Source organism: Chelatococcus sp. GCM10030263 (assembly GCF_042666455.1).
Classification (GTDB): Bacteria; Pseudomonadota; Alphaproteobacteria; order Rhizobiales; family Beijerinckiaceae; genus Chelatococcus.
Genome location: NZ_JBHTDB010000016.1, coordinates 263,295 through 285,192, shown reverse-complemented (window position 1 = coordinate 285,192; position 21,898 = coordinate 263,295). Strand labels below are relative to the sequence as shown.

21 protein-coding genes are annotated in these 21,898 nt (G+C 64.8%); 7 read left to right on the top strand and 14 right to left on the bottom strand.

Annotation, left to right across the window (positions count from 1 at the left end):
• Positions 1-66: 66 nt before the first annotated feature.
• The 4 genes from rpoZ (at position 67) to ACFQU1_RS23695 (ending at position 4,687) form a co-directional block, all read left to right on the top strand.
• Positions 67-453 carry a DNA-directed RNA polymerase subunit omega gene (rpoZ, locus tag ACFQU1_RS23710; protein ID WP_378137427.1) on the top strand — a complete coding sequence of 129 codons (387 nt, stop codon included), beginning with the start codon at positions 67-69 and terminating at the stop codon, positions 451-453.
• Positions 454-606: 153 nt separating this feature from the next.
• Positions 607-2,811 carry a RelA/SpoT family protein gene (locus ACFQU1_RS23705; protein WP_378137425.1) on the top strand — a complete coding sequence of 735 codons (2,205 nt, stop codon included), beginning with the start codon at positions 607-609 and terminating at the stop codon, positions 2,809-2,811.
• Positions 2,812-3,296: 485 nt separating this feature from the next.
• Complete coding sequence (locus ACFQU1_RS23700) at positions 3,297-3,968, top strand: NYN domain-containing protein (protein WP_378137423.1); 672 nt, start codon at positions 3,297-3,299, stop codon at positions 3,966-3,968.
• The gene (locus ACFQU1_RS23695) at positions 3,968-4,687 is read left to right on the top strand and encodes a uracil-DNA glycosylase (RefSeq protein WP_378137421.1); all 720 of its coding nucleotides are present in this window, start codon (positions 3,968-3,970) and stop codon (positions 4,685-4,687) included. The genes ACFQU1_RS23700 and ACFQU1_RS23695 overlap by 1 nt, the downstream gene beginning before the upstream one ends.
• 63 nt (positions 4,688-4,750) lie before the next feature.
• Here the strand turns inward: ACFQU1_RS23695 and ACFQU1_RS23690 are convergent, their stop codons facing one another.
• From ACFQU1_RS23690 to dapA, 4 genes are all read right to left on the bottom strand, one after another.
• On the bottom strand, positions 4,751-5,563 hold the full coding sequence (locus ACFQU1_RS23690) for a prephenate dehydrogenase/arogenate dehydrogenase family protein (RefSeq protein WP_378137419.1): 813 nt from the start codon (positions 5,561-5,563) through the stop codon (positions 4,751-4,753).
• A gap of 238 nt (positions 5,564-5,801) precedes the next feature.
• Positions 5,802-6,380 (bottom strand): peroxiredoxin, encoded by a 579-nt coding sequence (locus ACFQU1_RS23685; protein ID WP_378137417.1) that lies wholly within the window; start codon positions 6,378-6,380, stop codon positions 5,802-5,804.
• Between the two features lie 5 nt (positions 6,381-6,385).
• Entirely contained in the window at positions 6,386-6,856 is a 471-nt protein-coding gene (gene smpB, locus ACFQU1_RS23680) for an SsrA-binding protein SmpB (protein WP_378137414.1), read from the bottom strand.
• 4 nt (positions 6,857-6,860) lie between these two features.
• Complete coding sequence (gene dapA, locus ACFQU1_RS23675; protein WP_378137412.1) at positions 6,861-7,754, bottom strand: 4-hydroxy-tetrahydrodipicolinate synthase; 894 nt, start codon at positions 7,752-7,754, stop codon at positions 6,861-6,863.
• Between the two features lie 236 nt (positions 7,755-7,990).
• On the opposite strand from dapA, the gene ACFQU1_RS23670 reads away from it, so the two are divergent.
• Together ACFQU1_RS23670 and ACFQU1_RS23665 are read left to right on the top strand one after the other, a co-directional pair.
• Complete coding sequence (locus ACFQU1_RS23670) at positions 7,991-10,306, top strand: transglycosylase SLT domain-containing protein (protein ID WP_378137410.1); 2,316 nt, start codon at positions 7,991-7,993, stop codon at positions 10,304-10,306.
• 26 nt (positions 10,307-10,332) lie between these two features.
• Positions 10,333-11,223, top strand: coding sequence for an alpha/beta fold hydrolase (locus ACFQU1_RS23665; protein ID WP_378137408.1), 891 nt, complete (start codon positions 10,333-10,335; stop codon positions 11,221-11,223).
• Between the two features lie 22 nt (positions 11,224-11,245).
• On the opposite strand, the gene ACFQU1_RS23660 is transcribed toward ACFQU1_RS23665, so the two are convergent.
• From ACFQU1_RS23660 to ACFQU1_RS23615, 10 genes are all read right to left on the bottom strand, one after another.
• Positions 11,246-12,049 (bottom strand): hypothetical protein, encoded by an 804-nt coding sequence (locus tag ACFQU1_RS23660; RefSeq protein WP_378137406.1) that lies wholly within the window; start codon positions 12,047-12,049, stop codon positions 11,246-11,248.
• Between the two features lie 178 nt (positions 12,050-12,227).
• Positions 12,228-13,034, bottom strand: a complete 807-nt coding sequence (locus ACFQU1_RS23655) for an MBL fold metallo-hydrolase (protein ID WP_378137404.1) — start codon at positions 13,032-13,034, stop codon at positions 12,228-12,230.
• Complete coding sequence (locus ACFQU1_RS23650) at positions 13,031-13,840, bottom strand: TatD family hydrolase (RefSeq protein ID WP_378137402.1); 810 nt, start codon at positions 13,838-13,840, stop codon at positions 13,031-13,033. Before ACFQU1_RS23650 ends, ACFQU1_RS23655 begins: the two co-directional genes overlap by 4 nt.
• Entirely contained in the window at positions 13,837-15,393 is a 1,557-nt protein-coding gene (gene metG / locus ACFQU1_RS23645; protein ID WP_378137400.1) for a methionine--tRNA ligase, read from the bottom strand. The genes ACFQU1_RS23650 and metG overlap by 4 nt, the downstream gene beginning before the upstream one ends.
• A gap of 29 nt (positions 15,394-15,422) precedes the next feature.
• Positions 15,423-16,541, bottom strand: coding sequence for a DNA polymerase III subunit delta' (locus ACFQU1_RS23640; protein ID WP_378137397.1), 1,119 nt, complete (start codon positions 16,539-16,541; stop codon positions 15,423-15,425).
• On the bottom strand, positions 16,474-17,148 hold the full coding sequence (tmk, locus tag ACFQU1_RS23635; RefSeq protein ID WP_378137395.1) for a dTMP kinase: 675 nt from the start codon (positions 17,146-17,148) through the stop codon (positions 16,474-16,476). The genes ACFQU1_RS23640 and tmk overlap by 68 nt, the downstream gene beginning before the upstream one ends.
• A 19-nt stretch (positions 17,149-17,167) precedes the next feature.
• Positions 17,168-18,322, bottom strand: a complete 1,155-nt coding sequence (locus ACFQU1_RS23630; protein WP_378137393.1) for a D-alanyl-D-alanine carboxypeptidase family protein — start codon at positions 18,320-18,322, stop codon at positions 17,168-17,170.
• A 159-nt stretch (positions 18,323-18,481) separates the two neighbouring features.
• Complete coding sequence (locus ACFQU1_RS23625; RefSeq protein ID WP_378137390.1) at positions 18,482-19,363, bottom strand: septal ring lytic transglycosylase RlpA family protein; 882 nt, start codon at positions 19,361-19,363, stop codon at positions 18,482-18,484.
• Positions 19,364-19,879: 516 nt separating this feature from the next.
• Positions 19,880-20,500: a DedA family protein gene (locus tag ACFQU1_RS23620; RefSeq protein ID WP_378137388.1), complete on the bottom strand. Its 621-nt coding sequence runs from the start codon at positions 20,498-20,500 to the stop codon at positions 19,880-19,882.
• A 102-nt stretch (positions 20,501-20,602) separates the two neighbouring features.
• Positions 20,603-21,304 carry an SOS response-associated peptidase gene (locus tag ACFQU1_RS23615; RefSeq protein ID WP_378137386.1) on the bottom strand — a complete coding sequence of 234 codons (702 nt, stop codon included), beginning with the start codon at positions 21,302-21,304 and terminating at the stop codon, positions 20,603-20,605.
• Between the two features lie 212 nt (positions 21,305-21,516).
• On the opposite strand from ACFQU1_RS23615, the gene ACFQU1_RS23610 reads away from it, so the two are divergent.
• Positions 21,517-21,885 (top strand): RcnB family protein, encoded by a 369-nt coding sequence (locus ACFQU1_RS23610; protein ID WP_378137384.1) that lies wholly within the window; start codon positions 21,517-21,519, stop codon positions 21,883-21,885.
• Positions 21,886-21,898: the final 13 nt, after the last annotated feature.

Genomic DNA, 21,898 nt, shown 5'->3' with positions numbered 1-21,898 from the left:
GTCGGGACGACAGGTGTAGTGAGCGAGATTAAACCCAATCCACATCGGCAATAGAAGGAGCCATTCATGGCTCGCGTCACCGTCGAGGACTGCATCGACAAGGTCGAGAACCGTTTCGAGCTCGTCCTCCTTGCCAGCCATCGCGCCCGTCTGATTTCAGCCGGGGCGCCGCTGACGATCGACCGCGACAAGGACAAGAACCCGGTCGTCGCCCTGCGTGAGATCGCGGATTCCACCCTGACGCCCGAGGACCTGAAGGAAGACCTCATCCACTCTCTGCAGAAATATGTGGAAGTGGACGAGCCCGAGGCCGAAGCCGTGCCCCTGCTCGCCCCCACCGCTGCCGCGACCAGCGACGACCCGGAGGGGCAGTTCGATCGCATGAGCGAAGAGGACCTCCTGCGCGGTCTCGAAGGCCTCGTGCCGCCGGCCGAAAGCGACGACGAGGAATAAGCGGGCAACGTCCGTTAACGTTTTTCGCTAAAGCCCGGCTCTGCCGGGCTTTTTTGTGGTCGTTCGCGCGTACTGTCGCTTGTTCTCGCGACGGTTCGGGACGATATTTCGGTCAGCGGTGTGTCGGCACCCCGTCCGGAATGTCTTAAATTCATGATGCGGCAATACGAACTTGTCGAGCGTGTGAAGCGCTACGATCCCGATGCGGATGAGGCGCTGCTCGACCGGGCCTATGTCTATGCCATGCGCGCGCACGGCTCGCAGAAGCGTGCCTCCGGCGACCTGTTCTTCTCGCACCCGCTCGAAGTTGCGGCCATCCTGACCGACCTCAAACTCGACGATGCGACGATCGTCGCGGCGGTGCTGCACGATACGATCGAAGACACTGATGCCACGCGTGAGGAAATCGACCGGCTCTTCGGTTCCGAGATCGGCGCCCTGGTCGATGGCCTCACCAAGATCAAGAAGTTAGACTTCGTCTCGAAGAAGGCGACCCAGGGCGAGAATTTCCGCAAGCTCCTGCTCGCCATTGCCGCCGATGTGCGTGTGCTTCTCGTCAAGCTTGCCGACCGCCTGCACAACATGCGCACGCTCCACTTCGTACCGCCGGAAAAGCGCGTCCGCATCGCGGAAGAAACGCTGGAGATCTATGCGCCACTCGCCGGACGCATGGGCATCCAGTGGATGCGCGACGAGTTGGAAGACCTTTCCTTCCAGACCCTCAAGCCGGAAGCCTTCGAGACCATCAGCAAGCGTCTCGACGAGGTGACGGAGCGCAACGGACAGCTCATCGAAGCCATCGAACGCGACCTGACCGCGCGTCTTGCGGACCAATCGATCAGCGCCGTCGTCACGGGCCGCCGTAAGCGCCCCTATTCGATCTGGCGCAAGATGGAGCGCAAATCGGTCGCCTTCGAGCAACTGTCCGACATCTTCGGCTTCCGCATCGTCGTGAAGACCATCGACGATTGCTACCGGGCGCTCGGCGTCGTGCATACGACCTGGCCCATGGTCCCCGGTCGTTACAAGGACTACATTTCGACGCCGAAGCAGAACGATTATCGCTCCATCCACACGACCGTGATCGGCCCCGGCCACCAGCGGGTCGAACTGCAGTTGCGCACGCAGGAGATGGACGACATCGCCGAATACGGTATCGCCGCGCATGCCGCCTATAAGGAGGCACCCGCCGGGTCGACCGCGGCGGCCGGCGAAAGCCGAGCCTATCAATGGCTGCGCCGCACGGTGGACCTCCTCGCCGAGGGCGACAATCCCGAGGAGTTCCTCGAGCATACGAAGCTCGAGCTGTTCCACGACCAGGTCTTCTGTTTCACGCCGAAGGGCCGCCTGATCGCCTTGCCGCGGCGCGCAACGCCGATCGACTTCGCCTATGCCGTCCACACGGACGTCGGCAACACTGCCGTCGGCTGCAAGATCAACGGACGTATCGCCCCGCTCCTGTCGGAACTGCAGAACGGCGACGAGGTCGAGATCGTGCGCGCCCAGGAGCAAGTTCCGCCTGCGGCCTGGGAATCACTCGTGATGACCGGCAAGGCGCGCGCCGCCATCCGCCGCGCCACGCGCGCCGCCGTGCGCCGGCAATATGCCGGCCTCGGGCGCCAGATCATCGAGCGCGCTTTCGAGCGGGCAGGCAAGGCCTTCGCCGAGGACAAGCTGAAGGCCGCCCTGCCCCGGCTCGCGCGGGTGAGCGTCGACGACGTGCTCGCTGCCGTCGGGCGCGGCGAGATGTTCTCGGGCGACGTCGTCAAAGCCGTCTATCCCGACTACAAGGAGGAGCGACGGCCGCCGGTGGATAACGGCGCCGTCGGCCGCGGCTGGTTCGGCCTGAAGAGCGGCCGCGCCTTCAAGTTCAAGGTGCCGGGCGGCGCGGGTGAAGCCCAAGGCAATGCCATCCCGATCCGCGGCCTCAACGGCGATCTGCCGGTCCGCTTTGCCCCCGAGGGCGGCGCCGTACCGGGCGACCGCATCATCGGCATCCTCACGCCCGGCGAGGGCATCACCATCTACCCGATTCAGTCGCCGGCACTCGCCAAGGTGGAGAACGAGCCCGACCGCTGGCTCGATGTGCGCTGGGACATCGACGAGCGCAACGCCCAACGCTTTCCCGCGCGCATCAAGCTCAACTCCATCAACGAGCCCGGGACGCTGGCTCAGATCGCCCAGGTGATCGCCGAGCACGACGGCAATATCGAGAACATCTCGATGACCCGACGCACGCCGGACTTCACGGACCTCGTGATCGATCTATCGGTGTGGGACCTGAAACACCTGAACGCCGTCATCAGCGAGCTCAAAGCCAAGCCTGTCGTGAGCAAGGTCGAGCGCTCGATCGGCTAACAGGATTTTTACGGCGGACGGCTCCGTGGCAGTTCGCTTTCGGCAAAAATAGCCTATAGTGCTCGGTCAGTCGCATTCAGGGCAGATCGCACCTGATAGACGATCGATTCTCCGCCGGTGCCCGCGGCCTGGATTCCGTCGAGCCCCTGAAAGGAATTCCATCCTGAAGCCGCCGCGCCGAAATGGTTAACCGCATTTTAAAGCTATCGACAGGAGCCTTGCGAGTACAGACGGACCGTCGCACGTGTAATAACCCATTACCGCTGCACAGATCCGATAATCCCCAAGCTCAAGCCGAAAGTTGCACGGCCGCTGGACATTTCACCACGCTCCGGCAATATGGTCTTGTAATTCGCCTGCCAACTGTGCAACAGCAACAGTTGAACCTGACATGGGAAATTGGTGATATTGCCGTACTTTCCACGAAGCCGTGTTAACGAAGCATGGGACCGGCTCCTAGAGAACGCTCACCTGAGATAAAATCAATGACAAGCCCTCAACGTCTCGCGTTATTCATCGATGGGGCGAACCTATATGCAACGACGAAGACGCTCGGCTTCGACATAGACTACAAGCGGCTTTTGAAGGAGTTCAAAGCTCGCGGTCAGCTGGTGCGCGCCTTCTACTACACAGCGCTGATCGAGGATCAGGAATATTCCTCTATTCGCCCGCTCATCGACTGGCTTGATTATAACGGCTATCGGGTGGTGACGAAGCCGACTAAGGAGTTCGTCGATTCCACCGGCCGCCGCAAGGTGAAGGGCAATATGGACATCGAGCTCGCGATCGATGCCCTCGAGCTTGCCCCTTATATCGACGAGATGATTCTCTTTTCCGGCGACGGCGATTTCCGCTCGCTGGTAGAGGCCATGCAGCGCCGCGGCGTCAGGGTATCGGTGATCTCGACCATTTCCACGCAGCCGCCGATGATCGCCGACGAACTTCGGCGGCAGGCGGACGAGTTTCTGGAAATCATGCAGCTCGCCCCCCGCATCGGGCGCGATCCGACCGAGCGGGCTGAGCGTCTGCAACGCAGCAGCCAGGCCGGCGGCTTCGAAGAAAAAGCGGAAACGCGGTCGCGCTATACGGTCGAGAAGCGCTACGGCATCCGGCAGCCTGCCGTGAGCGGCGATGAGGACGGCCCGGAATCGGCCTGATGAGCGAAAGTCCCGTGGGCGACGCGTGGGCTCATGCGTCGCCGGACGTGCATCCCGCCGGCGACCCGGATGTGAACTGTCCCTACTGCCCCCGGTTGGTTGCCTTCCGTGAAGACTGGCGCTCGCGTGAGCCTCACTGGCACAACGGACCGGTTCCGTCCTTTGGTTCCATCGACGCGCGTCTCCTGATTGTCGGGCTGGCACCAGGACTGCGCGGCGCCAATCGCACGGGCAGACCTTTCACCGGCGATTATGCCGGCGATCTTCTCTATGAGACGCTGACGGAATATGGTTTCGCCCACGGCCGCTACGGTGCGTCGGTGGAGGATGGGCTCGTTCTCGACGATGCCCTTTTGACCAATGCGGTGCGCTGCGTGCCGCCTGAAAACAAGCCGACCAGCCCGGAAATCGTCACCTGCCGGCAGTTTCTGATACGGACGATAGCCGCCATGCCGCGGCTAGCAGCTATTGTCGCACTCGGACGCATCGCCCACGACAGCACCGTGCGCGCCCTCGGCGAGCGGCCGGGGCGCCTCGCCTTCGGCCACGGCGCCGAACACGATGTCGGCTCAGTCCGATTGTTCGACAGCTATCATTGCTCGCGCTACAACACGAGCACGCGCGTGCTCACCCCTGCCATGTTCAAGGCCGTTTTCCTGCGGGTGCGCACTTATCTCGGCGAAACCAGCCGCTTGCCCACGCTACCTTCCAAGGCGTAATCACGCGGCCGGCCCTCCGGTGCGGCATTCCGACGTAACAGCCATCAGCATCGTTCAACCCGATCATGGCCCGCAGAGCCGTTGAGCGGCTTGCAACAGCTGGCTCCGGATGCCTTCCGCGAAGGGGTTCTCTACGGTAATCGTGCGGAAGAGCTCGTCTGAGTCGTGGCGCACTGCCTCGACCATCTGCATCAGATGAGCAAAGCTGCGCGTGCCGTGAGCGATGCTCGGCGGCTCCACGGCCATCACCATGCGGCCGAGAAGATGGGTGAGCCCCTGCACATAAGCCATCTGCGCGTCATGGGTTTCAGCCGTCATGCAGCGCACGTCCAGGCCGAGGCGATGGCGGAGAAAACGCGTCAGCGCCGCACCGCTTCTCCCGCGCACGGGACAGACGGTGATCGCCAAGCCGCGAACGCCCTCCCGTCCGCTCTGCGGGCCGAACAAGGGATGGGTACCGACGATCTCTACATCCGCCGGCAAGGTCTCGGCCAGGATGGCAAGCGGCTTCACCTTGATGGAGCAGACGTCGATGACAAGCGCGCCGGGCCTGACATGGACGGCGACCTCCTTCGCCAGGGCCGCCATTTCGACGAACGGCACGGCCATGAGGAGGATGTCTTGCGACGCAGCGCTTGCAACCCCAGCCGCATGCGCCCCGACCCGGCGGGCGATCTCACCGACGTCGCGGTTCGCATCGTAGAGATGGAGGTCGAAGAACGGCGCGAGATGGGAAGCGGCAAAGGCGCCAAAGGCGCCGAGCCCGAACAGGCCGAGGCTCGGCCGTGCCGCGCCCCGCCATCGCGGCCCTTCGTCAAAGCCCCGCCCATCGGGTTGGTGCTCCTCGTCTGATTGCGTTTCGGCGGCTTTGGTCATGTCATCCCCGGAGGCTGGCCGCCGCACGGGGACAGAGTTCAAACAACAATGCCGCCGGGCGGCGGCATTGGATCAATAAGCGAAATCGATCGCTGCCGCTCTTATGGGAGCGGGCGGTAGTAAGACCGGCAGGTGGCGATGTTCGAACTCATGCGCACCGATATGCGCCGCTTCCGGCCCGCGGTCAAGCGGGTGTCGCACCGCGGAGACAGGGGCCGCCCGGCGCGCTCGAACCTGCCTACGTTGACGGACGGTCCTGAAGCCAGGCGACGACCTCTTCCGCGCTCTTATCCGGCGGAAAAACCGGATAGAAGACATGCTCGATCACCCCATCCCGGATGACCAGCGTGAGCCGCTTGAGCAGCACCATGCCTGCCGCGATGAGCGTCGGCAGGCGCAGCGCCTCGGTGAGCTTACGGTCTGCGTCCGAAAGAACCGGAAACGGCAGATGGAGGCGCATGGCCATCTCGTGCTGGTAAGCCGTATCCTGGGTCGACAGCCCGAAAAGATGATGGACACCTAGCGCCTTGAGTTCGGCATGGTGATCGCGGAAGGCACAGCTCTGCGGTGTGCATCCTCGTGCGCCGGGGATCATGTCCCACCCCGCCGGCAAGGCCTCGCCAGGACGGCCCGTGCGCGGATAGGCATAAACGACGGTCACGCCGGCGAGGTCGGCGAGATTGACCTGCGTGCCGTCGGTCCCGGCGAGCGCAATACCGGGCACTCTCATTCCCGGCAGATGGTTCGCCGCACCGTCATTTTCGGGAACGGGGAGATTGGGCGGAAGAACTGTCGGGTCCGGCACAACATTGCCCATGACGCTCAACCTTTCTCGCGTATCAGCCGCGCGCGTTCGCGGTCCCAATCGCGCTTCTTCTCGGTTTCACGTTTGTCGCCGAGGTTCTTGCCGCGCGCAAGGGCGAGTTCGATCTTGGCGCGGCCTTTCGGATTGAAATAGATCTTGAGCGGCACGACGGTGAAGCCCTGCCGCTGCGTGGCGCCGATCAGCTTGTTGATCTGCCGCTTGTGCAAAAGGAGTTTGCGCGGTCGCCGCGGCTCGTGATTGAAGCGATTGGCCTGCAGATATTCGGGAATATAGGCGTTGAACAGCAGGAATTCCTCGCCCGAAGGGCCGGCATAGGCCTCGGTGATCGTGGCCTTGCCCTCACGAAGCGATTTGACTTCCGTACCGGTCAGCGCGATGCCGGCCTCCAGCCGCTCCACGATCTCGTAGTTGAAGCGAGCTTTGCGGTTTTCCGCGACGTTCCGGACGGCATCTTTCGCCTCCGCCATCACCTCACCCGTTCATCAGGCCGGCATGCCGGAGCGCCTCGCGCAGCATCTGGCGCGTGGCTTCCGACACGGCGACCATCGGCAGGCGCACGTCCGGCGTCATGCGGCCGAGAAGCGCGAGCGCCTCCTTGACCGGCGACGGATTGGTTTCGACGAACAAGGCATGATGCAAGGGCATCAGCCGATCCTGGATGGCGAGGGCGGTCGCATAATCGCCCTCCAAGCAGGCCTCCTGGAACTCCGCGCACAGTTTCGGGGCCACATTCGCGGTCACGGAGATGCAGCCGTGGCCGCCGTGCGCCATAAAGCCCAGCGCCGTCGCATCTTCGCCAGAAAGTTGATTAAACTGCGGACCCATTGCCGCCCGCTGCAGGCTGACGCGCGCCATATTGGCGGTCGCATCCTTCACGCCTGCGATATTCGGCAGTTCGAACAACCGCTTCATGGTGTCGACGGACATGTCGATCACCGAGCGTGGTGGAATATTGTAAATGATGATGGGTATGCCGATGGCGTCGTTGATTGCCTTGAAATGTTGATACAGCCCCTCTTGGCCGGGCTTATTGTAATAGGGAGTGACCACAAGGACGCCGTCGGCACCGACCTTTTCGGCATGGCGCGCGAGATCGACGGCTTCAGCGGTGTTGTTGGACCCCGCCCCCGCGATCACCGGCACACGCCCCCTCGCCTCGTCAATGCACCATTCGACCACGCGCTTGTGCTCGGCATGCGTCAAGGTCGGGCTTTCTCCCGTCGTACCGACGGGAACGAGCCCGTGGCTGCCGTTCTCGATCTGCCAGGCGACATGGGCCCGGAAGGCCTCTTCATCGAGGGCACCGTTGCGAAACGGCGTGACGAGGGCGGGGATCGATCCCTTGAAGGGGGCATATGTGGTCATTGGTCTCGCCTCCCCCGCACGGGGACTCCCATCGCTCGTATTGTCTAGTCAGCGGTCTGCCGCCTGCACGCGAAGGCACTCATAGCTGCTTCATCGTGAAGGCGCAAAGGGTCCGCCTCAGGATCCGCATAGTATAAGGTGTCAAGCTTGTGATTTGGAATTCGTTAAGATCGGGAAGCGACAAAGAACGTGAGGCAGGATGGACGACATCCACGCCTCGGTCCGGGAGACACCGAATGAAGCCGCTGACGCGCCTCGCCGCGGGATTGACGGTTGCCGTTCTGTCGACCGCCATCGTCCTTCCCGGGAAGGACGAACCGGTGCCTGTCCCTGCGCGTCCCCTTCCCTTGCCGCCGGCGCCTGCCGCCCCGGCGCAACAGGCCTCGATTGCGCCTCACCAAGAACAGACGCCGGCCGGTCCCGCTCCAGTCGATGGCGGCGCGCCGGCCGTGCAGGCGCTCTCGGCCATTGCATCCCCGCCCGCCAAGGATGAGCCGGCTGCGACCAAACCCCTTTCGCCCGAGCTCGCCTATGCCGATCCTGGCGTCGCCGCGGTCAAGACGCCGTCTGCGGAAACCGCGTCGCTTGCGCCGCCCGATCTGGCGCAGCCCACCCGCCCCGATCTGGCGCGCCCCGATCTCGCGACCATCACCGCCGAGGCGCCAGCCGTAAAAGCCGCGCTGGACCTTTATCGCAAGGGAGAGATCACCGAGGGCGATGCCGCCGCCCGGGCGATATCGAGCTCTGCGGCACGCACGCTTCTCGAATGGGTGGCGATCCGCCACAACGGCGCACATATCGGCTTCGCACGGCTCTCGGCCTTTCTCGACCAGCACCGCGACTGGCCGCAGCAGGACACGATCCAGCAATATGCCGAGGAGGCATTGTGGCGGGAGAAGGCGACGCCCGAGACCATCGCCCGCTTCTTTGCCACGCGCGCGCCAGAAGGCGCCGACGGCAAGTTCGCCCTGGCGCTCGTCCGCCGGGCTGAGGGCAAGGACAAGGCGGCGGCTGCGCTGATTAGGGAAGCCTGGCGCCGTGACCCGGTCGATCGCGATCTCGAACGCGCCATCCGCGACAGTTTTCCGGATGTCCTGACTGACGACGACGATCGTGGCCGTCTGGAGCGATTGGCCTTCAGGAAGGACTGGACGACGGCCCAGCGGCTCGCGAGCGATATCGGCCCGCGAGAGGAGCGCCTTCTCAAGGCGCGCATGGCGCTCGACCGGGGTGTCGATCCCGCGAAAGCGCTCGCCGAATTGCCGGCCGCCGACCGCATCGATCCGCTGGTCGTCTTTGCGGAGGCGCAACAACTCCGGCGCCGCGGCAAAAAAGACGAAGCGGCCAAGGTGATAGCGAAGGCACCGACGGCTCCTGACAAGGTCATCGAAGGCGACGAATGGGCAGGGGAGCGGCGGCGCCTGGCGCGCGGGCTACTGGATGCCGGCTCGCCACGTGAAGCCTATAAGGTCGTGAGCCCCGAGGTCGCCGAGAGCGAGACGGACAACATCGAATCGGAGGTTCTCGCCGGCTGGATCGCCTTACGTTTTCTCAAGGAGCCTGAGACGGCCGCACGGCACTTCGCCCTGGCGGAACCCCATGCGGATCTGTCGACCTCGGTTTCGCGAGTGGCCTATTGGCGCGGCCGGGCGGCCGAAGCGGCCGGCAAGATCGCATTGTCCAAGCGCTTCTATGAAGCGGCTGCCAAGCATGTCACCACCTATTACGGGCAGCTCTCCCGCGCCCGTTTGGGAATGACCGATCTTCCCGTCAGTGAGCCGCGGCAGGGCGATATGATGGTGCGTGCAGCCCTCGAGCAGCGCGGCATCGTGCAGGCGATACGCCTCCTCTATGCGCTCGAGGAACGCGACCTCGCGACGATGATCCTCGGCGAATTCGCCAAGCGCGTGGAGGGAGCGGATGCGATGCTCGCACTGTCGCATATCGCCACCTCGCTCGGTGACACCCGCGCCGAGTTGGTCGTCGGCAAGCGGGCCCTCTATCGCGGCTTCCCGCTCGAATGGGCGGGCTTTCCGACGACCGGCATCCCTCAGTTCCAGGCTGTCGGCAATTCTGTCGAACGCCCTATGACGTTCGCGATCGCCCGTCAGGAGAGCGCCTTCGAGGCGGATGCCGTCTCGTCGGCCGGCGCCCGTGGGCTCATGCAGCTCATGCCGGCCACGGCGAAGCTCACCGCCCAGCGCGCAGGGCTGCCCTACGACCTCGACCGGCTGACGAGCGACCCCGCCTATAACGCCGCCCTCGGCACGGCCCATCTCGGAGATCTCGTCGCCTATTGGCGAGGCTCCTATTTATTGACCTTTGCCGCCTACAATGCCGGGCCTGGCAATGTGCGCAAGTGGATCGCCGCCTATGGCGATCCACGGAGCGAGGGCGTCGATACGGTGGATTGGGTGGAGCGCATCCCCTTCGAGGAAACCCGAAACTACGTGCAGCGGATCATGGAGAATCTGCAGGTCTACCGGCATATCCTCGGCGACCGCACGGCCCTGCTGATCGAGCAAGATCTTCATCGCGGCTCTTTTCCATAGCTGCAGACTTCTAGGACCGGTTTTCCATGAGCGCCTCCGACGGCCACAGCGACGTCTATGTCAGCGGCGGCGATGCCTTGCGCCTACATGTGCGCATCTACGGCCCGCATCCCAGCGACGTGCCCACGGTGGTCTGCCTGCCGGGGCTTGCGCGCACGGCTGCCGATTTCCATGAGCTCGCTGTCGCCCTCTCTTCGGACGCCAAACAGCCGCTGCGGGTGATTGCGGTGGATTATCGCGGCCGCGGTCTCTCGGAACGCGATCCCAACTGGGCGAATTACGACCTGCGCATCGAGACGGAGGATCTCCTTCACGTCCTCACCGCTCTCGACGTGCCCCGTGCGATTTTCATCGGCACGTCGCGTGGCGGGCTCATCACCATGGCGCTCGCGGTCTCGCGAGGCAGCATGGTCCGCGCCGCCGTCCTCAACGATGTCGGGCCTGTCGTCGACCGAAAAGGCCTGATCCGCATCCGCAGCACGATCGGCAAGCTCCCGACGCCAGCCAATTTCCGGGAGGCCGGTCAGGTACTGAAGCTGTTGTCGAGCGCCCAATACCCCAATTTGGGCGACGCCGACTGGGACCTGATGGCACGCCGCACCTGGACGGAGCAGGACGGCAAGCTCGTGCCGGCCTATGATCCCGCCCTGGTGAAAACGCTCGAGGCCGTCGATCTGGAAGAGCCGTTGCCGGACCTTTGGCGAGCTTTCGACACGCTGCGCGGCGTTCCCGTGCTCGCGTTGCGCGGCGCCAATTCCGACATTCTCTCGGCCGAAACGCTGGCGCAGATGGAGGCTTCCCATCCGCGGCTGGAAGCGGTCACCATTCCCGACCAGGGCCATCCGCCGCTGACCTGGGATCCGCAGGTCATGAAGATCATCTTGCGCTTCGTGAACCGGGTCGACGACCGCGGCTGAGCCCTCGCCCACGCCCCGCTCATCAAAAGTCGGTTTGCAGGCGCAGGCGCGCGTCCACCGTGCCTTCCGCCGACGGGTCCATGAAATTCACCCGGCGCCGGCTGACTTCGCCCACATGCCGGTAGAGCACCTCCAGCCCGAGGTCGACGCCGTCTGTCGGTGACCAGACGAGGCTGGAGCCGGTGCGGAAGAACCCGAGATCGCCGACGCCATCAGCCGCGCGCAAAGGCGCCTGCGGCGGGCCGACGAGCGCGAAGCTCGCGAAGAAGTTCTGGCGAAGCGACGGCATCCACTGATGCAACAGCGCCGACGAAAACCCCCACCCGAGCGATTGCGCCAATCCCTCCGGATTGCGCGCTAGATCGGATCGCGCCGCAAGAGGCGTTTCCGCCTGGCCGAAATAGAGAAAGGCTCCCTCGGCGAAAGCTGCCTGGAACCACAGCACATCGGCTTGAGACAGGGGCTTTCCCTGCGCACGAACGCCGACTTGCAAGCGCACATCCGTCGGTACGCTGGGGACGGCGGGCGCCCCATTGAGCTGCCGCAGGCGCAGCAGGTCGAGGGCGCCGGAAAATGCTGCGCCATTCCAGGGCGGCGCGTGCAGGCTTGCGGCAAGCCCGGTTTGGCCCAAGCCGATCTCTACCAGCGGCAAGGCCGCAGCGTTCCGCTGGACCTCGTCCGCGGCGCGGCAAGCGGCAGCCGCAGCCTGATCGGCCAGGCGCGAGGAACAGCCCTGTGCAACCGCGGGGATCGGCGCACCACCGGCAAGAATGAGTGCCCAGAGCAACCAAATCCGTCGCGCAAGGCCGTGCCGATCGCGGCGCATGATAGATCCCGCCAATTCCGCATTACAGCCATGAGGAGATACTCTTCAATACATACAATCCAGGATGGCAAATGGATCGAATGCGGCAATGCAGGTCGCGCAGAAGGGGTCGCGGGAATGGCAGATCGGGCTCAGGGAAGGGAATTGGCGGAGAGGCGTGGCTTTTGCGCCGCGCGGCTCAGGCGTTCTCGTCGACGGCCAATCTCAGCCCGTCATAGGCCGGTTCCACATGCGGTGGCAATTCGGCGGCGAGACGCGCGTAATCGAGATCATTGTGGAGATTGGTGAGCACGGCCCGACGGGGCGCGACCCGCGCAATGAAATCGAGCGCCTCCGCTACGCTGAAATGCGTCGGATGCGGCCGGTATCGCAGGGCGTCGACGACGAGGAGGTCGAGCCCGAGCAGCGCTGCGACGCTTTCTTCCGGCATGGCGCTCACATCGGTTGCATAGGCGAAGCGGCCGAATCGAAAGCCTAAGGCCTCGATGCTCCCGTGCTGCATGCGAAAGGGCACCGCCTCGAGCGGCCCGCCGGCCCCCTTCACGACGAGGGGCTCACCGTTCTCGACGGAATGATCGACGAGAAAAGGTGGATAATCACTGCCGAGCGGTGTCGCGAAGCAATAGCCGAAGGTCTCGCGCAGGAAATCGTCGGTCACTCGATTTGCATAGACATGAATAGACCGGCGCATGTGGAGCGACAGCGGGCGCAGGTCGTCGATGCCATGGGTATGGTCGGCATGCTGGTGGGTGTAGAGAACGCCGTCGAGATGCTGGACGCCGGCGCCGAGCAGTTGCTCGCGCAGGTCGGGCGAGGTGTCGACGAGGACGCGCGTCGTTCCGGCCGCACCATGTTGTTCGACCAGAATGGAACAACGGCGCCGCCGGTTCTTGGGATTGCCCGGATCACAGGCGCCCCAGCCGCCACCGACGCGCGGCACGCCCCCAGACGATCCGCAGCCGAGAATGGTGACGACGAGGGTCACGGGGCGGCCTCCGCCGGCCCGCTCTCCAGCTCGTCGCGGCCGATCTTGTGGAACAGCCGCTCGACATTGGCTGTCGTGGCGACGGTGAGCTCGGGCACGGACACGCCTTTGACCTCGGCAAGCACACGCGCTGTATGCACCACATGGGCCGGCTCGTTGCGCTTGCCGCGAAAGGGCTCGGGGGCGAGATAAGGCGCGTCCGTCTCCACCAGCAGTCGGTCCATAGGAGCGCTCGCGGCAATCGCACGCAACTCCTCCGACCGGCGAAAGGTGAGAATGCCGGAGAAGGAGATATAGAGGCCGAGGCGGAGCCCGACCGCTGCAAGCTCCGGCCCCGACGAGAAGCAATGCAGCACGGCCGTGAAGGGCCCAACCGCCATCTCCTCCTCGAGGATCGCGATCACGTCCTCATCGGCCGAGCGTGCATGAATGACGAGCGGCAGGCCGCTCTCCCGCGCCGCCGCGATATGCGTGCGGAAGACCATCTGCTGCAGGTCGCGCGGGTTGCGGTCGTAGAAATAGTCGAGCCCAGCTTCGCCAATCGCCACGCAGCGGGGATGCTGCGCGAGGTCGATCAGCGTGGCAACTGGCACGTCCGGCTCCTCACCGACGTGATGCGGATGGGTGCCGACGGAGAAGAAGACGCCCGGCCGCTCCGCCAGCGTCCGATAGGTGTCGACCTTGCTCACATGGGTCGAGATCGTCACCAGCCGGCCGACGCCGGCCGCGCGTGCGCGCGCCAGCACGGCCTCGAGATCCGTCTGGTAGTAATCGAGATGGCAGTGGCTATCGACCAGTGCCGTCACGCGGCGCCCTCCTCCGGCTCCATGTAGCGCGGGAAGATGGGCATGGGTGGTGGCAAGGCGGCGCCGGCGGCAAGGCGCCCCTTCGGGCCGAGCGCGGCGAAATCGCGCGCCGCGGCCGAAACGGCGAGAAGGTCGAGAAGCTTGTCCGCAGCCGTCGGAGTGACCGGGCGGGCAAGAATCGCGACCGTGCGCAGCACCTCGGCGGTGACGTAGAGAACGGTCGCCATGCGCGCCGGATCGGACTTCCGCAGTGTCCAGGGGGCCTGCGCCGCGAAATAGCGGTTGGCCTCCGCCACCACGCTCCAGATCTCGGCGAGCATGGCATGCAACGCAAAGTCCTCCATCGCGGCGCGCCCCTTCGCCAGGAGCGCGTCGGCAGCCGCGAGCAGGGCCTCGTCCGCCGGCGTGAAGGCCGATGGCTGCGGAATAGTGCCGTCGCAGTTCTTGGCGATCATCGACAGCGACCGCTGCGCGAGATTGCCGAGATCATTCGCGAGATCGGCGTTGATGCGATTGACGATCGCCTCGTGGCTGTAATTGCCGTCCTGTCCGAAGGGCACTTCGCGCAGCAGGAAATAGCGCAGCTGATCGAGGCCATAGGCATCGGCCAGCGCGAAGGGGTCGATCACATTGCCGACCGACTTCGACATCTTCTCCCCGCGGTTGAAGAGAAAACCGTGGCCGAAAACGCGCTTGGGCAGCGGCAGACCAGCCGACATCAGGAAAGCCGGCCAATAAACCGCGTGAAAGCGCGTGATATCCTTACCGATGATATGGACGTCGGCCGGCCAGAAGCGCTCGAAGGTTGCGGCCTCCGCATCGGGAAAGCCGACGCCGGTCAGATAATTCGTGAGCGCGTCGACCCATACATACATCACATGGTCGGGGGCGTCCGGCACCGGTACGCCCCAGGTCAGCGCCGTGCGCGAGATCGAGAGATCCTGCAGCCCGCCCTTGACGAAGCTCACCACCTCGTTGCGCCGCGTTTCCGGCGCGATGAAGCCGGGATTAGCCTCGTAGTGGGCGAGCAGCCTCTCCTGATAGGCAGACAACCGGAAGAAATAGGTCTGTTCCTCGGTCCACTCCACGGGCGTGCCCTGCGGGCCGAGGCGCTGGCCGTTTTCGACCCGCGTCTCGCTCTCGTCATAGAAGGCTTCGTCCCGAACGGAGTACCAGCCGGCGTAGGTGCCGAGATAGATGTCACCGGCATCGCGCATGCGCCGCCACAGCTCCTGCGAAGCGGCATAATGCGCCGGCTCCGTCGTGCGGATGAAGCGATCGTGCGAGGCGGCGAAAGTCTCAGCCATCTGCCGGAAGAGCGCGCTGTTGCGATCGGCGAGAGCCCGCGGCGTCAAGCCCTCCCTGGCCGCCGTCTGCATCATCTTCAGGCCGTGTTCATCCACCCCGGTGAGGAAAAAGACCTCATAACCGTCCAGCCGCTTGAAGCGAGCGATCGCATCGGTGGCGACGTCCTCATAGGCGTGGCCGATGTGGGGCGCGCCATTGGGATAGGAGATCGCCGTGGTGATGTAGAACTTGGACTTCTCGACCATGCGCCAACCGTCAGAAGCGCCCCATGGGCTCACACGACGCTGGTGCGTCGAACGGCCTCCGCGAGGTCGCCGATAAGGGAGAGTACGAACGGGCGACGATCGAGATTGAGCACCTGGACCTCACGCGCCGCGCGCTGGCCTTTGTCCCATACCTCCACGAGCGGCGCAAGGCGCGAGGCGCCCTCCGGCGCGCGGGCGCGGATATGCCCGGACACCCAATCGCCGACGGTCGCGAGAAAAGTCGCGAAGCGTTCCTCCTCGGCCCGGCCGGACAGAAGATCGGCCAAGCTGTAGAGCTCGGGCACGTCTTCGTCGGGCAGCCGGTCGAGCGTCCGGCGCACGCGCTCAACGAGGGCGATCACATCGGGATCGACCAGTTGAAGGGCGTTGCGCACCGACCCTTCCGCCAATTCCGCCGCGCGCCGGATGGCGGCGGTATCTGCCGCAGGGTCGAGCTGGCCGAGAACGGTCGCAACGTCCTCGGCGGCGAGCGGCCGCAGGGCGAGCTTGCGACAGCGCGATCGCAGCGTCGCCATGGTTCGTCCCGGCGCATGTGCCACGATGAGGAACAGCGAGCGCGGCGGCGGCTCCTCGACCACCTTCAGCAGCGCATTGGCGCCGGCCGTGTTCAGATCCTCGACACTGTCGACGATGCAAATGCGGTAGCCGCCGGCCCCGGCCGTGGAGCCGAAGACGGCGAGCGCGCGGCGCACCGCGTCCACCGGGATGAAGGTCGACGGTCCCTTCTTGTCCGTGCCGGGCGTCCGCCGCAGCACGACGAGATCGGGATGGGAGAGCGCCTCGACCCGGCGCGCCACCGGATTGGCCGGATCGACGCTGAGATCGGTCGCGGCCGTCACCGCCGGGTCAGCGGGGTCGGAATGAGCGAGAAGGAAGCGTGCTGCCCGATAGGCGAAGGTCGCCTTGCCGATACCCTGCGGCCCGCCGATGAGCCAGGCATGGTGCAGCCGCCCGGCGCGAAAGGCATCGAGAAAGCTTGCCTCCGCGGCGCCGTGGCCGACGAGCAGGGCCTGCTCACGCGGATGCGGCGCGTCGCCGAAACGATCAGCTTCCAGACCGTCAGACGGTGGCACGGCGAGACCGTTTGCGGCGTTGCGGCGGGCGAACCGGCAGGTGTCCCGAGACATGCTTCCAGATGCGCTCCGCGACAGCCTCCTCGTCGTCGCGCGCATCGACGACGACGCAGCGCTCGGGCTCCGCCGCGGCGATCTCGAGAAAGGTGTTGCGCAGGTTTTCGTGGAAAGCGAGGCCTTCGGCCTCGAACCGGTCCCTGCCCCCGTCGCCTTGGCGCGCCGCTGCCCGTTCAAGTCCGAGTTCCGGCGGGATATCCAGGATGAAGGTCATGGTCGGCCTGAGCTCGCCGACCACCACCCGTTCGAGCGTCCTGATCTCACGCGCATCCACCTCGCCGGAGACGCCTTGATAGGCGCGCGTGGAATCGATGAAGCGATCGCACAGCACCCATGTGCCGCGCTTGAGCGCCGGTGCGATCACCGTGTCGATATGATCGATACGCGCCGCCGAGAACAGGACGGCTTCGGCAAGCGCACCGAAGGGCTTGACGCGCCCCGACAAGAGAACGTCGCGGATGCGCTCGGCCTTCGGCGAGCCGCCGGGCTCGCGCGTCACCAGCGTGTCGATGCCCGCCGCACCAAGACGCGCTGCCAGCCGCTTGATCTGTGTGGATTTTCCGGCGCCTTCCCCGCCCTCGAAGGTGATGAAAGGTGCCGTCATGGTTGTCCGCCGCCGCGGGCTAGAGCTTGTTGAAGGCATCGCGAATGAAGCCGGTCGACAACTCGAGGGCGGCATCGAGGGCGCGCTGGGAAACCGACCCGGCGGTAACCGGCTGAGCCGTGACCAGCGGCACGTCGAGCACCTCGGCGTCGCCACGCGTTACCTTGAGCCGAGCAACCTCCTTACCCGCATCGAGCGGTGGCAGCAATGGCCCGGTATAGGTGATCTTGGCCACGAGCTTGTCGGCTGTGCCGCGCGGAATGAGCACGTCGACGGGCGTGGGGGATACGAGACCGACCGAGCCTTGCGCGCCGCCATAGACGGAGGCCTGGCCGACTTCCTCGCCCGCATCGAACAGCCGCCGCGTTTCGAACGAACGCAAGCCCCAGGACAAGAGCTTATGCGCTTCGTCGCCGCGCTCGCGAGCCGTTTTCAGGCCGGCCACGACAACGATCAGCCGCCGTCCCTCATTCACCGCCGAGCCGACCATGCCGTAGCCGGCCTCCTTGAGATAGCCCGTCTTGATGCCGTCAGCGCCAATGTTCTTCGTCAGCAGCGGGTTGCGGTTGCGCTGCCGGATCTTGTTCCAGGTGAATTCGGCCTCGCCGAAATAGCGGTAGAGATCGGGATAGGTGCGAATGAGATGGGCGGAGAGGATGGCGAGGTCCCGCGCGGTCGTGTGCTGGCCGGGGCCTTCGAGCCCCGTTGAATTGACGAAGACCGAATCCTTGAGGCCAATCTCCCGGGCGCGGTCGTTCATCATGCGCGCGAAATTCTCCTCCGTCCCCGCGATGCCTTCGGCAACCGTGATCGCCGCGTCGTTGCCGGATTGAACCGCTATTCCCTGGATCAAGTCGACCACTTTGACCGAGCTTCCGAGAACCGCGAACATGGCCGAACCGCCCGACGGCCCGCCCCCGCGCCGCCAAGCGTTCTCGGAGACGACGAATTCGGTATCCAGCGAGACGCGCCCGGCCTTGATCTCATGAAACAGGACCTCGGCCGTCATGATCTTCGTCATGCTCGCCGGGATGATACGCTCGTCCGCCGCCTTGTCGTAGAGGATCGTCCCCGAGCCGAAGTCCATCAGCAGGGCATGTGGCGCGGCCGAGCGAAAGTCCTGCGCAGCCGCCGGCAGGGACATCGCGATGACGAGCCCGCAAGCGATCGCCACGGCCCGATACGGGGGAACGGCCCGACATAGGCGAACGACTCCGGATACGCGAAGAAGCATATCGGCTACTCCCACCAGCAGAACGCGACACAGCCGGGACCTTGCGCCCGGCCTGCCGCGAAATCAACGGTTGGAGGGAGGCTTCTAATCCCGCACGGTCTACTTGAAGGAAACGAAGCCCTGCGAATTTACGCTATTGAACGCCGATGTTACGACGAAACGGCTCGGCGTCTCCGCCCCATAGGCCAAGGCAGCCGTCTTGATCGGGCGCTGCTCCTGCCGGGTCGCCTCGCGAGGTCCACGCGAACCTGCCGGCTTCGGTGTCACTTTGGTCGTGCCCAGATCGAAGGGCCGCTCGGGCGGAAGCGGCATATTGCTGACCAGGCGCACCGACTGCGGCACCGGGGCCGTCGCAAAGGAGGATACCGGACTGGCAGCTTGCGTGGAGGGCGCCGCCGCACGGAAGGCGACCTGCTGAATGGGCGGTTGCGTCGTATTCACGTTCTCCGGCTGCCGGAAGGCGAGCGCCGGCCGCGCCGGCGCGGCCTGCGCCACCGCGGTGGGCGCTGCACTACCTGGCAATGATGCCGGACGGCCTTCCGTCAATGTTGCCAGAAGCATGCGATCGTCGGTGCCCCGAATAGACGCCCGGCGGATGTAATCGACGCGAACGCGCGCCGTGCCGGCCTGCTTGAAACCGAGGACATCAGCCGTCCGTTGCGAGACGTCGATAAGCCGGTTGCCGTGGAACGGGCCGCGATCGTTGACGCGAACGATGATCGAGCGGCTGTTGGTGAGATTGGTGACGCGGACGTAGCTCGGCAAGGGCAAGGTCGGATGCGCCGCGGCGATGGAATTCTTGTCGAATATCTCGCCGTTGGCGGTGCGACGGCCATGGAAGATGCCGCCATACCAGGATGCCAGGCCAACACGCGAATACTCGGCATTTTCCTTAGGATGGAAGGTCTTGCCGCCGACCTTATAGGGCTTGCCGACGTGATCGCGGCCGCCACCCTTGGGCAGCGTGCTTTTGTCTGCCACAGTTGCCGGGTCGCTGGATTTCGGATCGATCTTGGCGGTTTGCGGCACGCAATTGGCCGCAATCAGAGCAACCGCGGATGCCGCGGCCGCCCGCAGCACCAATATCGGAAAGGGTCTTAGACTCGCGGTACGCGGAAGATTTCCGGGAATTTCATCGGCGGCTTCACGAGCGCGTCGGCTTCCTGGCGTCTTCTGCGTTACCGGCATCGGCCCATCCCGTTGTTGTTGCGGACGAAGTCCATGTACAGACCTGCCGGAGAACACGCAAGCAAGCGCATCCGCCGGGAAGCCGCTGAAGACCTCCAGCCATCGTCGAGCGTGCCAGACTGGCGCTTACGGGGCACTGAAACGAATCGGCCAGAATTCAGCCGAATCGCGCACAACGGTGTGAACAAGACTTGGCCATCAAAAGTGCGGCCAAATGCGGCAAAACCATGACATGATGACCGGAATGTTAACGCGGGGTAATGGTGCGCATCGCCACCGGACCGCGGCACAGATGAAAACCCAATGAGTTCAGCCCTTTACCGAGCCCGTGCGGCGGGCAAGCCAGACGATGCCCGCGACGCTGGCGATGGCTGCGGCGGCCAGCGCCGCCATCCCCCAGGGCCCGAGATGGTGGAGAAGGCCCTCGAAGGTGCCGATATGCCTGCCGAAGAGGAGCGCGCCTCCACCCCAGACGCCGACCCACAGCGCAGCGCCAAGCGCGTTGAACAGGAGAAACCGTTCCCACGGCATGCCCGCGACGCCCGCGACGATGCCGTTGAGTTGGCGCAGGATATTGACGAAGCGCGCGAAGGCCACGGCGACCGGACCGTAGCGGGCGAAAACCTCCTCGATGCGGGCGAAACGCTCTGCCGTCAGGCCGACCTTCCCCCCATAGCGCAACAGCACCTGACGCCCGAGCAGACGGCCGATGACATAGCCGGCATTGTCGCCGAGCACCGAACCGATCCAGGCGTAGAGGATGAGCAGGGTCGGCGATATTTCGCCGCGCGAGGCGAGCACACCGGCCACGATCAGCATGGATTCGCCGGGCAATGGCAGCCCGAGCGATTCGAAGAACAGGACGATGCCGACGACAGGCGAGCCGTGCGCGCGCACAAAGGGCTCGACGGCCGTGAAAAGATGCTCCATGCCTCGGTCCCGGGTCGTGCCTCCCGCAGAGGTTCCGGAGAGCGCGAGCATCGATAGGTCTTATAGAGGCACCGCCGTCAAGCCGGACGATAACGCCCGACTTCAGAGAAGCCGGTCTTCGACAACGGCATCGGCAGCGGGGTCGAGCAACGCAGCGTCGTCATTGGCCGGGCTGTTCACCCGGGTCGATACGGGCCAGAGCGCCATGGCATCGGCCGGAAAGGACGCAAGAAGATCGGCGGGATCCGCCTCCCCCGACAGCCACCGCACATAGGCCCGCGGCGGAATGATCACCGGCATGCGGTGGTGGATCGCGCTGATCAGGCTGTTGGCCTCGCTCGTCAGCACGCAGAAGGTGCGGATCCAGGTCCCCGTTTCCGGGTGCCGCCAATTCTCCCAAAGCCCTGCCAGCGCGAAGGGCGCGCGGTCGCGCATAGTGATGGCGTGCGGCCGCTTGGCACCGCGGCCCATTTGCTGCCATTCGAAGAAGCCGTCGACGGGCAGGAGGCAACGCCGCCGCGCATAGGCCTCACGGAAGCTCGGGAGCGTGCGCACCGTTTCCGCCTTGGCGTTGATCGGCCGTCTGCCGCCGGTCGGATCGGCCAGCCAGAAAGGGACGAGTCCCCAGAGCAGCCGGTCGAGGTGATAGCGCCCCGTCTGCGGATGCCGGCGCACCACCCCTAGCTCCTGCCCCGGTGCCCCATTGAAACGGGGTTGCCCCGCGCCGGCCTGCAGACCTTCGCCGATGACGAGGCCGAGTGCCAGAAGTTCGGACGGGCTAGCTTGGACGATGCGACCACACATGGCCAAATGGTAGAAGCGACGCGCCTTCGAAAAAAGTCCCAAAACGTCACGCGTCGCCGAGATCCAGCAGTGCGGCCTCTCGCGCAGACCTCGCATGCGCGAGGAACAACGTTTCCGTCTTGTTACAAAAGCTTAATCAGGATCTTCATGTTCCGTTCATCGCGAATCGCCGATCGTGTGGCGATGCAGTTGAAGGATAAAGGTCTCAAGACATGAAAAAACTTCTTATTGCTGGTTTGGCATTGGCATTGATCGATTCAAGTGCCGCTTTTGCCCAACAACGATATGATCGATCCCCGGATCATGGCCCGGTACGCCACGACAACATGCGCGATCATCGTCCGCAACAGTTCGAGCGGGGACCGGCATCGCGCCCACGCGCCACGCAGCGCCCGGCCTGGTGGGCCCGTGGCAAGGCCGTGCCATCGTCCTACCGCCGCCACGTCGTGTCTGACCGCGACTGGCGCCGCCATCGGCTCAGCCGGCCGCCCCGCGGCCATCAGTGGGTCGAGGTCGACGGCAATTATGCGATGATCAATATGGCGACGGGGATCATCTCCTCCCTCGTGCAGGCACGCTGAACCGACTGAATTC

Bases quoted from the DNA above. Each gene is read 5' to 3' on its own strand.
- dapA (WP_378137412.1), bottom strand. From the start codon at position 7,754: ATGACCACATATGCCCCCTTCAAGGGATCGATCCCCGCCCTCGTCACG.
- ACFQU1_RS23615 (WP_378137386.1), bottom strand. From the start codon at position 21,304: ATGTGTGGTCGCATCGTCCAAGCTAGCCCGTCCGAACTTCTGGCACTC.
- ACFQU1_RS23620 (WP_378137388.1), bottom strand. From the start codon at position 20,500: ATGGAGCATCTTTTCACGGCCGTCGAGCCCTTTGTGCGCGCGCACGGC.
- ACFQU1_RS23665 (WP_378137408.1), top strand. From the start codon at position 10,333: ATGAGCGCCTCCGACGGCCACAGCGACGTCTATGTCAGCGGCGGCGAT.
- tmk (WP_378137395.1), bottom strand. From the start codon at position 17,148: ATGACGGCACCTTTCATCACCTTCGAGGGCGGGGAAGGCGCCGGAAAA.
- ACFQU1_RS23685 (WP_378137417.1), bottom strand. From the start codon at position 6,380: ATGGGCAATGTTGTGCCGGACCCGACAGTTCTTCCGCCCAATCTCCCC.
- ACFQU1_RS23690 (WP_378137419.1), bottom strand. From the start codon at position 5,563: ATGACCAAAGCCGCCGAAACGCAATCAGACGAGGAGCACCAACCCGAT.
- rpoZ (WP_378137427.1), top strand. From the start codon at position 67: ATGGCTCGCGTCACCGTCGAGGACTGCATCGACAAGGTCGAGAACCGT.
- ACFQU1_RS23660 (WP_378137406.1), bottom strand. From the start codon at position 12,049: ATGCGCCGCGATCGGCACGGCCTTGCGCGACGGATTTGGTTGCTCTGG.
- ACFQU1_RS23700 (WP_378137423.1), top strand. From the start codon at position 3,297: ATGACAAGCCCTCAACGTCTCGCGTTATTCATCGATGGGGCGAACCTA.
- ACFQU1_RS23610 (WP_378137384.1), top strand. From the start codon at position 21,517: ATGAAAAAACTTCTTATTGCTGGTTTGGCATTGGCATTGATCGATTCA.
- ACFQU1_RS23640 (WP_378137397.1), bottom strand. From the start codon at position 16,541: ATGTCTCGGGACACCTGCCGGTTCGCCCGCCGCAACGCCGCAAACGGT.
- smpB (WP_378137414.1), bottom strand. From the start codon at position 6,856: ATGGCGGAGGCGAAAGATGCCGTCCGGAACGTCGCGGAAAACCGCAAA.
- ACFQU1_RS23695 (WP_378137421.1), top strand. From the start codon at position 3,968: ATGAGCGAAAGTCCCGTGGGCGACGCGTGGGCTCATGCGTCGCCGGAC.
- ACFQU1_RS23670 (WP_378137410.1), top strand. From the start codon at position 7,991: ATGAAGCCGCTGACGCGCCTCGCCGCGGGATTGACGGTTGCCGTTCTG.
- metG (WP_378137400.1), bottom strand. From the start codon at position 15,393: ATGGTCGAGAAGTCCAAGTTCTACATCACCACGGCGATCTCCTATCCC.
- ACFQU1_RS23705 (WP_378137425.1), top strand. From the start codon at position 607: ATGATGCGGCAATACGAACTTGTCGAGCGTGTGAAGCGCTACGATCCC.